The sequence below is a fragment of the Pseudomonas sp. Y3 TE3536 genome (assembly GCF_053629175.1).
In genome coordinates this window covers 936,748-951,955 of sequence record NZ_JBRJHU010000001.1, presented here as the reverse complement: position 1 = coordinate 951,955, position 15,208 = coordinate 936,748, and the positions used below count along the sequence as shown (strand labels likewise).

General features: G+C 51.3%; 14 protein-coding genes and 1 pseudogene. All 15 read left to right on the top strand.

Annotated elements, in window-relative coordinates; genetic code table 11:
- Nucleotides 1-88 precede the first annotated feature (88 nt).
- The 15 genes and pseudogenes from AB7M33_RS04330 (at nucleotide 89) to AB7M33_RS04260 (ending at nucleotide 15,161) form a co-directional block, all read left to right on the top strand.
- A complete protein-coding gene (locus AB7M33_RS04330) occupies nucleotides 89-457 on the top strand; it encodes a type II toxin-antitoxin system RelE/ParE family toxin (protein ID WP_186675578.1) in 369 nt (122 codons plus the stop codon).
- The gene (locus tag AB7M33_RS04325; RefSeq protein ID WP_238210419.1) at nucleotides 441-770 is read left to right on the top strand and encodes an XRE family transcriptional regulator; all 330 of its coding nucleotides are present in this window, start codon (nucleotides 441-443) and stop codon (nucleotides 768-770) included. Before AB7M33_RS04330 ends, AB7M33_RS04325 begins: the two co-directional genes overlap by 17 nt.
- A gap of 100 nt (nucleotides 771-870) precedes the next feature.
- Nucleotides 871-933, top strand: a pseudogene (locus AB7M33_RS04320) (hypothetical protein); the annotation flags it as partial.
- A 202-nt stretch (nucleotides 934-1,135) separates the two neighbouring features.
- Nucleotides 1,136-2,338, top strand: a complete 1,203-nt coding sequence (locus AB7M33_RS04315) for a tyrosine-type recombinase/integrase (RefSeq protein WP_454242488.1) — start codon at nucleotides 1,136-1,138, stop codon at nucleotides 2,336-2,338.
- Nucleotides 2,339-2,505: 167 nt separating this feature from the next.
- Complete coding sequence (locus AB7M33_RS04310; protein WP_454242487.1) at nucleotides 2,506-2,898, top strand: hypothetical protein; 393 nt, start codon at nucleotides 2,506-2,508, stop codon at nucleotides 2,896-2,898.
- A 580-nt stretch (nucleotides 2,899-3,478) separates the two neighbouring features.
- Nucleotides 3,479-3,694, top strand: coding sequence for a hypothetical protein (locus AB7M33_RS04305; RefSeq protein WP_454242486.1), 216 nt, complete (start codon nucleotides 3,479-3,481; stop codon nucleotides 3,692-3,694).
- Between the two features lie 36 nt (nucleotides 3,695-3,730).
- Nucleotides 3,731-4,015, top strand: coding sequence for a hypothetical protein (locus tag AB7M33_RS04300; RefSeq protein WP_454242485.1), 285 nt, complete (start codon nucleotides 3,731-3,733; stop codon nucleotides 4,013-4,015).
- A 17-nt stretch (nucleotides 4,016-4,032) separates the two neighbouring features.
- Nucleotides 4,033-5,190 carry a tyrosine-type recombinase/integrase gene (locus AB7M33_RS04295; RefSeq protein WP_454242484.1) on the top strand — a complete coding sequence of 386 codons (1,158 nt, stop codon included), beginning with the start codon at nucleotides 4,033-4,035 and terminating at the stop codon, nucleotides 5,188-5,190.
- A 397-nt stretch (nucleotides 5,191-5,587) separates the two neighbouring features.
- Complete coding sequence (gene mads1 / locus AB7M33_RS04290; RefSeq protein ID WP_454242483.1) at nucleotides 5,588-5,770, top strand: methylation-associated defense system helix-turn-helix domain-containing protein MAD1; 183 nt, start codon at nucleotides 5,588-5,590, stop codon at nucleotides 5,768-5,770.
- Between the two features lie 97 nt (nucleotides 5,771-5,867).
- The gene (locus AB7M33_RS04285; protein ID WP_454242482.1) at nucleotides 5,868-7,394 is read left to right on the top strand and encodes a DNA cytosine methyltransferase; all 1,527 of its coding nucleotides are present in this window, start codon (nucleotides 5,868-5,870) and stop codon (nucleotides 7,392-7,394) included.
- 2 nt (nucleotides 7,395-7,396) lie between these two features.
- A complete protein-coding gene (locus AB7M33_RS04280; RefSeq protein ID WP_454242481.1) occupies nucleotides 7,397-7,828 on the top strand; it encodes a very short patch repair endonuclease in 432 nt (143 codons plus the stop codon).
- Nucleotides 7,800-9,320, top strand: coding sequence for an ATP-binding protein (locus tag AB7M33_RS04275; RefSeq protein ID WP_454242480.1), 1,521 nt, complete (start codon nucleotides 7,800-7,802; stop codon nucleotides 9,318-9,320). Before AB7M33_RS04280 ends, AB7M33_RS04275 begins: the two co-directional genes overlap by 29 nt.
- Nucleotides 9,321-12,089, top strand: coding sequence for a Z1 domain-containing protein (locus AB7M33_RS04270; RefSeq protein WP_454242479.1), 2,769 nt, complete (start codon nucleotides 9,321-9,323; stop codon nucleotides 12,087-12,089). It abuts the gene before it with no gap.
- The gene (locus AB7M33_RS04265; protein WP_454242478.1) at nucleotides 12,070-13,095 is read left to right on the top strand and encodes a PD-(D/E)XK motif protein; all 1,026 of its coding nucleotides are present in this window, start codon (nucleotides 12,070-12,072) and stop codon (nucleotides 13,093-13,095) included. The genes AB7M33_RS04270 and AB7M33_RS04265 overlap by 20 nt, the downstream gene beginning before the upstream one ends.
- On the top strand, nucleotides 13,095-15,161 hold the full coding sequence (locus AB7M33_RS04260) for an AIPR family protein (protein ID WP_454242477.1): 2,067 nt from the start codon (nucleotides 13,095-13,097) through the stop codon (nucleotides 15,159-15,161). The genes AB7M33_RS04265 and AB7M33_RS04260 overlap by 1 nt, the downstream gene beginning before the upstream one ends.
- Nucleotides 15,162-15,208: the final 47 nt, after the last annotated feature.

Here is a 15,208-nt window from a genome sequence, read left to right as displayed (position 1 = left end):
CTATCAATCCAATTGTGCTGATGGACAAAATTCCCCTCTCGTTTCTTTCAATATTTACTTGAGGGAATATTCCTCTGGAGGTATTTTGTTGGCGTGGACGATCAGATTTTGTGAGGAGTTCATCAGCGATTTCGATGCGTTGGATGACAGCGTTCAGGAGCGAATGCTGGGTCACCTGCGGTTGCTGCAATCATCAGGGCCAGCGCTTGGGCGACCTCATGTCGATACATTGAATGGATCCCGATATCCGAACATGAAGGAGTTGAGATTCACTGGGCGCAATGCGGTCTGGCGGGTCGCATTTGCTTTTGATCCTGACCGTCAGGCAGTCATCCTGGTGGCAGGTGACAAGTGCGGTGTCGGGGAGCACAGGTTTTATCAGGGGTTGATCAAGCAAGCAGACGCTCGCTTTGAGAATCACCTGTCGAGAGGAGAGAAAGATGTCCAAGACACTTGATGAGGTCATCAACGGATTGTCCCCTGAACGCAGGGAGCGGGTGGAGCAGCTGGGGCGTCAATTGATTCGCGAAGAAATGACGCTTCAGGCATTGCGTAAACAGCTCGAATTCACTCAAGAAGGTTTGGCAGAGCGTCTGGACATTCGTCAGGGCAACATATCCAAGGTGGAGAAGCGCAGTGACATGTTGATTTCGACCCTGCGCAGTTATGTGGAAGCATTGGGTGGCACCCTGGAGCTCGTCGTTCATATGCCTGGCCGTCCACCTGTAACGCTTGACGGCTTTTGTGAGGATCAGGCAAAGCGCGCCTGATTGACCGTCATTGACCAACGGCGGGGATCAAATTTTGGTCCCCGCCCAACTTCAGGTATGATATCGCCCCTTTTTGAATCCCCCAGTCAGGCGATTTCCCATGACCAACCAGGCCGCCGAAGTCGCGAAGCGCCGCACTTTCGCCATTATTTCCCACCCCGACCTTACCCTTTAAGTCAGGCTGCGACAGGCCCTGCCATATTCTCAAATAATCTACTGATTTTATTTAAGAATCGTTGAGCACCCGCGACAATCAAAGACATCCGAAGACAGGCTGAGTCACGTGTTTTATGTACACAGCAGCGTACATAATCAGCCCTTCGGAACCCTTGAAAAATTATGTACGCGAAATCCGGGGAGGGCTCATGGCAATCTCGGATACCTGGCTCAAAGCCAACAGCGGCAAACCTCGTGCGATCCGGGAAGAGAAGGCCGACCGCGACGGTTTAAGCGTGCGCATCACGCCGAAGGGCAAAATCACCTTCCAGCTGCGTTTCCGCTACGACGCGCGTCCCTGCCGTCTTGATCTTGGCACCTATCCCCTGATGACACTCAAAGACGCACGCGCGGAATCACAGCGCCTGCGTGCCCAACTGGAGCAGGGACATGACCCCAGGGTGGTCAGGCAGCTGGAAAAGCAGGCCATCCTCCAGGCTGACTCCATTGAGTCCCTGTTCCGCCAGTGGTATGCGGCCTACTGCAAGGGCAACAAGAAGGGCCATTACGAAATCCTGCGCTCTTTCGAAATCCATGTGTTCCCCAAGATCGGCCATCTTCCGGCAGGCAAAGTTACCCTGCACGAATGGCTGGCTCTGCTGGAGCATCAGGCGAAGGTGAGACCCGGAATCGCCGACCGCATCCTGGTCAATGCCAAGCAGATGCTCAAATGGGGTGTGAAGCGCCAGCTCATCCCCAGCCATCCGCTCTCCGACATCAACGCCAAGGAAGACCTCCAAATCAGAAAGGTCGCAGGCTCTCGTTCCCTGTCCCCGGAAGAAATCAGACTCGTGTGGCAGGCCATCGAGCAATCACGCATGGCGACGAAGAACAAGATTTTCTTAAAGCTCTGCCTGATCTATGGCTGCCGCAACGGCGAGCTGCGCGTGAGTGAGAAGGGGCATTTTGATTTTAAGGCGATGGTCTGGACGGTGCCTCCTGCCAACCACAAATTGGGCAAGAACTCCGGGAAGGCGCTGCTGCGTCCCATCACTCCGGAGACCGAAATTCTGATCCAGCAGGCTATCGACTTGAGCAAGGGCAGTTCCTACCTGTTTACCAACAGTGGGACAGACGAACCGATGGGGACGGGGGCACCCCTGCAACTGCCATACAACATCATGCAGTGGCTGCGCCGACACGAGAAATACGAGATGGCGCACTGGTCAGTTCACGACCTGCGCAAGACCGCGCGGACGAATTTCTCGACGCTGACCGAGCCACACATCGCCGAAATCATGCTCGGGCACAAGCTGCCGGGCAGTTGGCAGGTCTACGACCAGTACGACTATCTGGCTGAACAGAAAGAGGCTTACAGCGCCTGGTGCAAGCGCCTGAGCAGCCTTATTTAACCATCTCTGGATAGCTATCCTTCTGGCATAGCGAGGCTACAGCTGGCAGTGAAGCGGTAAAATCGCGTGAAGCAAAAGAAGGATTCGAAAACGTCAGGACGACTACCAGATCCTGGCGTTTCGTATGTGCTGTTGAGCGCCATTCTTTCCTGCGAGAGGTGAAGATCATGGCGCGCATAGACCTTCTGAAAGTCGTTGCCTTTGGCAGTCTGCTGGGCTTTAGTGCCGTGACAGGTGCTGCCACGGACAATTCCAATTCCTATGCAGCAGAACGCGATCCGGAGGGCTTTTTGAAGGAGCCCAGCTGCGGCTTTCACACCAGCGTGAAAAAGTCTCTGGTGGTGTTCCTGGCCGAGGCTCCCACTGGCATCACAGCGGTCAATGATGCGTGGGATATGGAGATCTTTTCTGATCCGGCAGACGGTAGTTGGACGCTAGTCGGCAAGAGCAGAAATCCTGAAGAGCAATCCTCTCAATTATGTCGTCTCGCCAGAGGCCAGGCCAACACCCCATACGCACAGGAAGTCTGGTACAGAAAATACTTTGATAACACCCCCTGAGAGCAATAGTTACTGATAAATGTGTAATCAGGAGTTATATACATAAGGCTGCATAAGGCTGCATAAGGCTGCAATAAGGTTGTATGTTGAATTATGGATATGGCTTTTGGTTGCATTAAACCGTGATTGAATTGGCGCACCTTTCCCGCTCGCGTCGTTCCCAGCACGCCACTTCTTCGGCGTCCCAGAGATTGAAACTCCCGAAATGCTTCATGCAGGGTGCAGGGAATGGGTTCACGGCACGTCTCATGCGCCTAAACAGCGTCCGGCTTGAACAACGGAAGCGCTCGCAGAGAACCTGTGTGGAGTAGTAGGCAACCATGGGGCACCTCCATAGGGGGCATGGTTACAGCTTAAGAGGAGCCTATTCGTTGGCTTCCTCTCGGCTTCCTCTTGATCTCGAAGGGGCTTAAACGGACAGAGGCGGATCATGGTGTTGCCTGCTTAAAAATACACAACCATAGAATGTAAAAAATTAAGTAAAAATAAACCTCTTCGGTCTCATTATAAAATTATTGAGACCAATTTCATTTGTCGCCCATAAGAGATTTATAGGATGCAGATCATAATCAGAGGAGAGATGACCATCGCGCAATTGCGCCAAGCATTCTATGAAAAGCTCAAAGAGCTGGAGGAAGACTACAACGTAAAGCACTTTAAAAACGCCACCTTGTACGTAAATCCTGTCAATGAGTTTGGTGAAGAAGTCGTGCCGCGTAACAGGTGCGGCCAGTCGGTGAACAAGCTGCACAGCAACGGCCCGTATAAGAGCGCTGCCGACGACTACAAAATTTGACCATGCGTTTACTTCTCGCAAACACTGTGAAGGGGGATGAATGCGATCATGGTATTTCCTCGTTATGTGAATCTTGAGCAGGCCAGAAACGTACTTGCTGAAAATGGTATTGAGCTCAGCCACCGACAGCTCAAGCGGGCCGCCGATCCAGACGCTCACGGCAAACGCAAATTGCCGTTCTTTGTCGATCCTATCGACGGACGCCTGAAGATCGACAAAAATCTACTGGTCGAGATTTACAATACCTGCCAAGTTGAGGCTCAAAATGCTGCGCATATAACCCCTAAAAGAATAAAAGGAATATTTGACCGGAACAGCTAAGTACGCTAACCAGAATCATGTCCGACATTCGAAAAAGAACAGGTGCAAAAGGAACGACCTATCAGGTTCGTTATCTTCAGAAGAACGGTAAGTCCGGTTATAAGACTTTTCCCCGGCGAAAGGATGCGCAGCTATTCATCGAATCTCTGTCAACCCGCAAGCCGGAAGACTCCGAATTCAAGACCATGAATGCAGCCGTTCGGCTGTGGCTCGACGTCTGCCGCAATGAAGGCCGCGGCGGGCGTCCTCCGGTCAGTGCGTTCACCTATCAGCTCTACGAAGTCCGTGGCGACCTGATGTGTGAATATGATTGGGGGAAGGGGCCTCACGAGCTTAACAAGGCTGACGTGGTGAAATTCCGTTCGTGGCTGTTGCGCCGCACGAGCCGTTATATGGCCTCAAAAACATTGTTAAGTCTTCATTCTGTGGTCAAGGAACTGATCGACCGTGACATCCTGCTGCAAGACCCGGTGTCGGGCGTAACGATTCAGTTGGAGAATGAAGAGGTCGATATTCCGACGACGGGTGAAGTGAAGGCGATGCTTAAAGCGACCGATGACCTGGCCGCAGCCTCGGACAAGCGAACCGCCAAGGTATGGGAGATCTACAGACCGATGATCTGGCTAGCAGTCGGTTCTGGTATGCGTCCGCAAGAATACCTTGCGCTCCCACATCGTGATGTAATGAACAACGCTATCCGAGTCAGTCAAGCACTGAAAAAAACCGGTTATATCGGCAAGCCGAAGACGAAGTCTGGAATGCGCATTATCCCAATAGAGCCGCAAACCATGGATATCCTGCATTCGTTTATCGCCAAACGCGAAAAATGGAATCCAGATGATTTGATATTTGGCACACGTTCCAATACTCCGATTTCAACTCGCAATTACCGTCACGCCGCCTGGTTTTCGATGATGGAAAAAGCTGGATTGTTGCAGGAGGTCGAAGAAAATGGAAAGACATTTATCCGGCCCAAATATCACCCGTATGCCCTGCGGCACTATTATGCGTCGATGCTGATTGCCAACAATATTGCTATCACCAGAATCCAGAAGCTTATGGGTCATAAAGACCCTTCTATCACGCTCAATACCTATGCCCATCTCATGAAAAATACCGACGAAAGCGACGCTGATTTGGTTGGCGCAGCGGTCAGCCGGATGTATGTAAGCTGATTTTTGTGGCGAGTTTGTGGCGAGCGCATTACAAGTATCTGATATAGATAAATGTTTTGCCGCCTTCTAAGCAGGGGGTTGCAGGTTCGAGTCCTGCCGGGATCGCCATAGAAACCGTAAATAATATCTAGGGGTTAGTCTTCACAGGCTGACCCTTTTTTCTTTGAAAGTTCAATCCTTGCCACAAAATGCCACATGCTGAAACCCGCAGAAATCCGCCATTGTCCGCGACGGTCGTTTTGAATTTGTGGCGAGCTTGTGGCGAATGCACATCAACCGACCTCCACCGGGAGAGCCCAGAGGCCCCTTGCCGTGAGGGGCATGAAGCCCTGATTTCTCATTGGCCATTCCCCGATTTTCCTCTATTCTCTCAGTCGTCAAGACAGAGGCGGATGTGATGCCTGAAGAAATTATGACCCTGAAGGAAGTCGCGGAGTACCTCAAGCTCGCGGAGAAGACGGCCTATAGGCTGGCCGCCGATGGGAAGATTCCCGGCTTCAAGGTTGGGGGTAGCTGGCGGTTCAGAAAAGACGCTATAGAAAACTGGATCGATCAGCAGACTGAAAGCAGGCGGACGTGACCCAGGCTCTCATCGGATGGCTCCGGCGAAGCAGGCGTAGAGGCCAGACGGCACAAGCCAGTGATCGGATCAATTTAAAGATTTATATGGAACAAGTGTGACCAAGACTTCTTACCCAATAGTAGATCTCTTTGCAGGCCCTGGAGGGTTGGGAGAAGGCTTCTCCGCTCTTCACAACGGCAAAGGAGCATCATCCTTTCACAGCATTGTGTCCATAGAGCACAACGAGTTTGCTCATAAGACGCTTACGCTCCGACATTTCTTCCGCTCATTCGGGCGGGGTAAAGCTCCGCAGGAATATTATCAATACATCAGTGGCGAAATTCCAAAAGAGGAGCTCATAAAGAAGTATCCTGAGCAGTGGGGGAAAGCGGAAAAGTCAGCACTCTGTATTTCTCTGGGCGAAGAAAATCATGACATTGTTCAGAGTATTATTAACTCTCGACTGGGCAGCACGAAAAAGTGGGCGCTGATTGGAGGGCCGCCCTGCCAGGCATACTCTCTCGTCGGGCGTTCAAGAATGAGCGGTTCGCCTGACTTTGAAGACGATAAAAGACACTTCCTGTACCGGGAGTACCTGAAAATTATCGTCGATCACAAGCCGCCTGTATTTGTGATGGAAAATGTTAAGGGCCTGCTTTCCGCCAGCGTGAAAGGCGAGCCCGTAATTCAGAGAATCTTGCGCGATCTGACGCATCCAAAATCCGCCGTTGGCAAAAGCGACAATGGTCTTGCATATCGCCTTTACTCCTTGAGTGAAAAGGGTGAGTTCAGTATGGACGCTGATCCCGCTTCATTTCTCGTCAAGGCAGAAGAGTACGGCATCCCTCAGGCCAGGCACCGAGTTTTTATCATCGGCATTAGAAGCGATATAAAAGTTATACCCGGCATTCTGAGGCGGCGAGAGTCTCCAGGTGTCCGGGATATTATTGGTGGTCTGCCCCGTCTGAGAAGCGGCGTAACGAAGGACGTCGACAGCTCAGAACGCTGGCAGCAGATCATCAGGTCTGCAAGCGCTACGCCGTGGTACAGGATGTCCACCGGCTCAGACTACGCCCTTTCCGATATTATGGAAAAGTACATCTCTCCTGACTATCGTCTTCCATCTCAGAAGTTTTCGACACGATATTCACTGCCAGAGACATTGACCAACTGGTATGGCGATGAGCGACTGATAAGTCTGACGCACCATGACGCGCGTGCTCATATGAAAGATGACCTTTACCGGTATCTCTTTGCTGCCTCTTACGCCAAGAAATTCAAAGTTTCACCAGTTCTTGCCGACTTCCCAACTCTGCTTTTGCCTAAACACAAAAATGTAGCGGTAGGCGTCAGCGGGAAGATGTTTAATGACCGCTTCAGGGTTCAGCTGGCTGAAAAACCTTCGACAACCGTAACCTCCCATATATCGAAAGACGGGCATTATTTTATACATTATGACCCTGCCCAGTGCCGCAGCCTGACAGTGCGTGAAGCAGCCAGGTTGCAGACATTCCCGGACAACTACTTCTTTGAAGGTCCCAGAACTGAGCAGTACCATCAGGTTGGAAACGCCGTTCCGGCATACCTGGCTTTAAAAATTGCAATCATAGTAAGAGATGTTCTAGAAAGTATTAAGGACTGACAATGGCGGACCGGCTGAGCAGTCAGAGGCGGAGCTGGAACATGTCCCGTATCAAGTCCCGGGATACCACTCCGGAGCTGGCGGTGCGGAAAGTGCTGTATGGGATGGGGTATCGATACAGACTCCACAGCGCTGCCGTACCCGGAAAGCCCGACATTGTGCTGAAGCGATTCAGGGCTGCCATTTTCGTTCATGGCTGTTTCTGGCACAGGCATCCGGGCTGTAAATTTGCTTATGTTCCAAAATCCAGAGTGGAATTCTGGACGAAAAAATTTGAAGCAAATGTTCGCCGTGACGAAACAGTTAAGAAGCAGCTTTCAGATCTGGGATGGAAATCTCTCACCATCTGGGAGTGCGAAACAAAAAGCAGTGAAACAGTTGAGCACCTGCTGAGAGGATTTCTGGGTGAAAAAGGAACAAGCTCCGATAACTGAGCTGTCACCGGATGATTACGATGTTGCAGAGCCTGAGCCGTCAGCTCTCGTCGAGTCACTGAGGGCCTTCGGGTACAGCCTGCGTACTGCCGTCGCTGACCTTGTTGATAACTGCATTTCTGCATCAGCCAGGAACGTCTGGATCAGGTTCGAATGGGACGGTGCTCATTCCTTCATATCCATCCGGGACGATGGCAGTGGAATGACCGAGACCGAGCTGGTGGCGGCAATGAGGCCGGGCTCAAGAAGTCCTCTGGAGGACCGCGCGCCAGGCGATCTGGGCAGATTCGGTCTGGGACTCAAGACAGCGTCCTTCTCTCAGTGCAGGCGTCTGTCGGTTATCAGCAGGACGAAAGATGCTGCCCTGGTGGCCCGCTGCTGGGATCTTGATTACATCAACACTGCCGGAGAGTGGCGTCTCCTCAAAAAGGTCAATCAGCATCGGCTCACAGAGGCAGGGGAAGAGACAGGCCAGCAGGGGACAATTGTCCTGTGGGAAGAAATGGACCGGGTTACCGGGTCCGCACGTACTGACGACAAGAACGCCTATAACCGATTTCTGGAAGCCATTGAGGAGGTCAAAGAGCACCTTGCAATGGTATTTCACCGCTACCTGGAGAAGCGGGGCGGTATCAATATCTTCATCAATGGCCGCCAGATAGAGGCCTGGGACCCGTTCCTGCGGGGGGAGAGGGCAACGCAGGAGCTCCCTTCAGAAAAGCTTTTCTGCAAAGGTGCCCATCTCACCGTCACGCCTTACGTGCTTCCACATCAGTCAAAGCTGGCTCAGGAGAAGCACCGGGCTGCAGCAGGTCCGCAGGGATGGAATGCACAGCAGGGCTTCTACATCTATCGGAATGAACGTCTGCTCGTTCCTGGCGACTGGCTCGGCCTTGGTTTTCAGAAAGAAGAGCACAACAAGCTCGCAAGAATCCAGATCGACCTGCCCAACAACATGGACGATGAGTGGCAGATCGACGTAAAGAAATCTCGGGCCAGGCCACCGGGCTACCTTCGCGCTGATCTGAAAAGAATCGCAAAGCTGACGCGAGAGCAGGCCGTCCAGATCTATCGCCATCGAGGAAAGGTCATTGCCAGAAGGTCTTCCCAGGACCATGTATTCCTATGGCAGCAAAAGACCAGGCACGGAAAATATTTCTACGAGATAAACCGTGAGCATCCTCTTATTCAGTCTTCCCTCCGCGAAATCGGGACTGACAGGATCGAGCCCATTCTGCGCCTGCTGGAGGAGACCATCCCTGCGTCTCACATCATCATCACCAGTTCTGAAGAGCCAGACAAAATGAGCAGCCCGCTTGAGGGCGCAAAATACGCAGAAGTCAGACCTCTTCTGCAGAAGATTTACAGTTCATTTCAGAAGAATGGCTTCAGCCGGGACGAAATATTTGACCGTCTCGCAACGATGGAGCCATTCAGCCAGAACCCTGAGTTTATAGAAGCCTTTAGAGAAGAGCCCGAAGGAGGTATTTAGATGGATCAGTATGGATACGATGACGTCAAGTCAATGGTCATGAAAAGGCTTCGAAAAGAAGAAACCGTTACCTCTGAAAAAATTTCAAAAGAAATCAATGCACTCCTCGACGCTTTCGAAGCGGCGGGACTGGCTGAGGAAATCGACCGCAATCTGCTGTTCCGGGAGATTTCCAGCCAGGTCAGCGTATGGCAGCCTGATCCCTCTGTATTGCGTGACAAAAAACACAAGAACTGGCTTCCTGAACGCAAAACCGAGATCAGCTGGGGGTTCTGGAAGCGTTATCGCCAGTACCTGGAAGAAGAAAAAAACTGGTCTTCTGTTGTTACCGGGAAACTGGATCAGGTCACAGATGCGACCCTGGGTGACATTGGAAACCCGGCGCAGCCAGGTGCATGGGACCGACGCGGTATGGTTGTCGGGGATGTGCAGTCAGGCAAAACCGCAAACTATACAGGACTTATCTGTAAGGCCGTCGACGCCGGGTACAAGCTCATCATTGTGCTGGCTGGCATGACAAACGACCTGCGCAGCCAGACGCAGTCCCGCCTTGACGCTGAGTTCCTCGGTTTTGAGAGTGAACTTGGAAAGTTTCATGAGAATGGAAGCCGCATCGGCGTAGGAAAAATTGAAGATCACGGTCAACTGATTGTTCAGCCTCTTACATATAGTGCTCACGATGGTGACTTCAGGGCCAGGAAGGGGTCAAACTCCCAATTAGGAGGGAATCCTCTCCTTCTGGTCGTCAAGAAAAACACATCCGTTCTCAACCGCATACTGACATGGGTCGAGGGGCAGGGGCAGACTAATCCTGAAACGGGTGAGAAAATTGTTAACGGTATCCCTCTGCTGCTGCTTGATGATGAAGCCGATAACGCCTCCGTAAATACCAAAGATCCAGAAGAAAATCCTACGGCCATCAACCGGGCTATCAGGAAAATACTCAAGACGGTTTCTCAGAGTTCATACATTGGGTATACAGCTACACCTTTTGCTAATATTTTTATTCTGCCTCCCGATGAAGATAGTGATAAGTCAAAATATGGCGAGGATCTGTTCCCGCGAAACTTTATCTATTATATAAATCCACCAGATAACTATATCGGGGCGACAAAAGTTTTCGGGCTTTCAGAAAGCATCGACGGTCTCGCTCCCGTAGACAAAAGCCTTCCTCTTGTGATTCACGCCGAAGATGCGGAGCAGTATTTCCCTGCCAAACACAAAAAGCATCTTCCGGTAGGTGGCCTTCCTGCTTCAATGATTGAGGCAATCCGAACGTTCGTTCTGTCCTGTGCGGCCCGCCGTGTCAGGGAACAGAAGAATGTTCACAATACAATGCTGATTCATGTGACCAGATTCAACGACGTTCAGGAACAGGTTATCGGTCTGGTCAAAGATGAGCTTGTCAGTATCCAAAGAACCCTCGAATTCAACACAGGGCCGCAATGGAAGGAGCTTCTGACAGAGCTGGAGCAGCTCTGGGATAAAGATTTTGTTGTAAAAACTGCCTCTATCATAGAACTGACAGGTGATCCGCTGATAACGCCTATCCAGTGGAGCGAGGTAGCAAAGGAGCTCACAGAGGCTGCACTGAAAATCCAGGTCAGGGGGATCAATGGCCTGGCTGAAGGTGTTCTTGATTATGCGGAACATCCGAAGGGATTGAATGTTATCGCGGTCGGAGGAGACAAGCTGTCCCGAGGTCTTACTCTCGATGGGTTGAGTGTCAGCTACTATACCCGACCTTCAAAAAACTATGACACCCTGCTTCAGATGGGGCGCTGGTTTGGATACAGACCGGGGTATCTCGATTTGTGCCGTCTTTATACTACCGAGGAAATTGAAGGCTGGTATCAGCATATCGCGGTGGCGACAGAAGAACTTAAGCGCGAATTCAAGCTTATGGAACTCAGTAATCTTGATCCTGAGGCTTACGGTCTAAAGGTCAGAACACATGCCAACGGCCTGAGTATCACTGCCGCCAACAAAATCAGAAGCGGCAAAAAAATGCGGGTCACATTCGCCGACAGCCTGGCTCAGACGACTGTTTTTGATAAAAATCAAAATACACAGGAAAATAATTTCAAACACGTCGATGAATGGATTGGCGGGCTTGGGTCAGCCAGCGAGCAGAAGAATAACTACCTGTGGGATGACGTCAAACCAGATCAAATTCACAAATTCCTGGCTGGATTCAAGATTCACCCGTTCTCGCGGGGAGCTGACCCGGAACTCATCAGCAAGTACATTGAGAAGGTCAATGACTTTGGCGAACTGACAGACTGGACAGTTGTCCTGATATCCAGCGGCACCGCCAAAAACAGGCTTCCAATCGGCGGCCACCAGTCCGGGCTGATTGAACGTAAAGACGTTCAGCCAGATAAAGACCTTTACTGGCTGCAAAAAGCCAACATCATCAGCCCTCAGGATCAATACATAGATCTTACCAGCGATCAATTTGCCTCCGCTCTGGCGGCGACGGTTGATGCCAAAGCAAAAGGTGAAACAAGGCATAAGGGCGATTCTGGCGCACCCACTTCTCCTAGCGGCCCCTTCATTCGCCGGGCAAGAAGTCCTCAGCGTGGTCTCCTGCTGATTTATCCGCTGGACTCCAGCAAAGTGTTGCTGGAGGGGAAGAGGTTCACAGACATGCCCATCATTGGCATGGCCATGAGTTTTCCCGCCAGTAATAATAGAACTACCGTTGAGTATCAGGTCAATACCAAGTACTGGCTTGATCGCTATGGGGATGACGAAGACGATGTTTAAGGATCTATGGACTGACCTTGAAGCATCTGCGAGCCACAAGGCCGGACCAGGCACTGCTAAACGCCTGGTCGGTCTGGATGCCATATGCCCCATGTTTATCGGGGTTAAGGCTCCCGCAATGCTGCGTACCTTCATACTTGAGGTCCCAAGAGACAGCGCGCCACTGCCCGATATCATCCCCGTATCGCGGGGACTGCATTTCACGGTTCTGATCACGGGAGATGAAATACTCCCGGACCACGCGAGCCTGATACTTTCCTCTTCGGCTGTCGGGTACAACGAGATATTTGCCTCTATCGCGGAAGACCTTTACAGCAAGCTTCATTCTCTTGCCAGGAGGAAAGAGGTTATTGCAGGTTTTCTCACCCGTGTCCGACTCTGGCAGGTGTTCTTTGAAAAACAGGGCGATGACGGTCTCTCAGAGGAAGCGCAGCGCGGTCTGTACGGCGAGCTCCGATTCCTAAAAGACCATGTTTTCCCTTCTGCTGCCAGTCTGGAAAAGGCGGTGCTTGCGTGGACCGGTCCCAGAAGCAGGCAGCACGACTTTCAGTTTGGGTCTGCAGCTGTAGAAGTGAAAACCAGTGCTTCAAAACAGCATCAGAAACTTCAGATCGCAAGCGAGCAGCAGCTTGACGAGACAACTGTAGGGAAACTCTACCTGTATTACCTTTCGGTTGCTCTCATTGAGGGCGGGGCTGAGACGTTACCGGCTCTTGTTGATGGCATCAGAGCCAGCCTCTCACTCCAGTCGGGAGCTCTTTCAGAGTTTGATAATCTTCTGATCGAAGCAGGATATGTGGACTCGCACAGAGCGAAATACGATCCCACCGGTTATGCGGTAAGGGAATCTGCAGTTTTTCTGGTAGAGAACGATTTCCCAAGAATCCGTGAGAGTGATATTCGCCTGGGCGTCGGCGATGTGAAGTACTCGATCTCAGTTGCACAATGCAGAAGCCATGAAGTTCCCTTTTCAGAGCTTTCTGTAAAAATCGGGGAGGCCTGCTGATGGATGACAAGGACGGACTTAATTCATTCTGCGAGGGCCTGTTGCAGGAGGTTCTTGCAGGGGCCGGTGATGCGGAAGACGGTGGATTCAAGGTCGACCAGTTCACGCGCATGGTCGCGGATTATCTTATCGAAGCCGGTGAGGTCGAAGACGTAAACGTCTGCTTCTATAAGTCCCGGGGGATGCAGCTCAACGGCTACAACGTAAATCAGGACGAAGATTGTTTAGACATCTTTGTATCTGTGCTTAACCAGCAGACGCCCCCTGTTACGGTCACAAAGGCCCAGTGCGAAGCGGCTTTCAGGCAGGCGGAAACCTGCCTGCGCAAGGGGCTTACAGGGTTTCACAGCACCCTTGAAGAGTCGTCGGAAAGCTACGATGCCTTTCAGAGAATTCATGAGCTCAAGGACAGCCTTGTCAGCTGCAGAATTTTCCTGCTGACGGACGGGATCGTTAATCAGGACGCCTTCCATCCGGAAGAGGGCGGAGATATCTCGGTCACGCTGCATGTCTGGGACGCTGCACGCCTTTATCGCCTTGCGAGTTCCGGGAGGAGATACGAGCCGATTGAAATAAACTTCCCTGAAGAATTTGGCCAGAACATCCCCTGTCTTTCGCTGGCTGATCCCAAATCAGATTACAAAGGCTATCTCGCCGTCATCCCCGGAGAAATACTTGCAGGAATCTACGAAAAATATGGACCACGTCTGCTGGAGCGAAACGTCAGATCGTTCCTGCAGGCCAGGGGCAACGTCAATAAAGGGATCAGGAAAACTATCCTTGAGGAGCCTCATCGCTTCTTTGCCTACAATAACGGTGTTTCGGCAACCGCTGATGATATCGAGTTCGACGAAGAGAACGGGTACTCCATTTCAAAGATCCGCAATCTGCAGATCGTGAACGGCGGTCAGACCACTGCCTCTCTTTACTATACTGCCCGGAAAGACAAAGCTGATCTGCAGGGGATTTTTGTTCAGGCAAAAATATCTGTGATCCCTGAAGAACATCTTGAGCATATCGTTCCTCTAATCTCACGATTTGCCAACAGCCAGAACAAGGTTAACGATGCCGATTTCTACGCCAATGACCCATTCCATGTAGAAATCGAAGGTCTCTCCCGTACAGTCTGGGCTCCAGCCGTTGATGGCTCCAGCAGGCAGTCGAAATGGTTTTACGAGCGGGCAAGAGGGCAGTATCTCGACGCTAAGGCCAGAGAAGGCACGCCTGCCAGGAAACGCCAGTTCGATGCGATGTTCCCCACGCGTCAGAAATTTACAAAGACCGACCTGGCGAAATACGAAAACACCTGGATGCAGCTCCCCCACATTGTCAGTCTGGGAGCACAAAAGAACTTCAATGACTTCGCTATCAGACTGAAGGAACGTGGGCGCGTTGATGTTGATGCCCGATATTTCGAGCATCTGATTGCCAAGGCCATTATTTTCAGCAGGGCTGACCGCATCGTCCGTGATCAGAATTTTGGTGGGTATAAGGCAAACATTGTCACATATACAATCGCCTGGATATCCAACAATACATCCCAGCGAATTGACCTAGACAGCATCTGGAAAAATCAGGACATCTCAGTTGCGCTCCGTAATACAATTCGTGATGTATCCATGGCCATTCATCGTGTCATTGTCAGCCCTCCAAACGGCAAGAACGTGACAGAGTGGTGTAAACGCAAAGAGTGCTGGGAAAAAATTAAAGACCTGAAAATCAGTCCTGATCCTGCGCTGGTGCATGAGCTCATCGATGTATCCAGGAAGGTAAGCCAGGCGAATGGTAATCAGGGTGTAAGTGCTCCCAATCAGCACGAACAAAGCCTGATTGACCAGGTTGCAGCCGTACCGGCTGATATATGGTTCCAGATCTCCAAATGGTCAAAAGAAACTGACAACCTTCAGCCATGGCAGCGAAGTCTCGCTTTTTCGCTTGGTAAGCTGGTGAGCCGATCCGGTAACGTAAGTATCAAGCAGGCAAAGCATGGTGCGGTCATTCTGGAGGAAGTGCAGCGCCTTGGTTTCAGAGAACACAAAAACACTGGTACTGACGGAACGCAGTAATGAGTGCCACATGGCTTCAGGCCTAAACTGCAACAATAGAAGCGGCC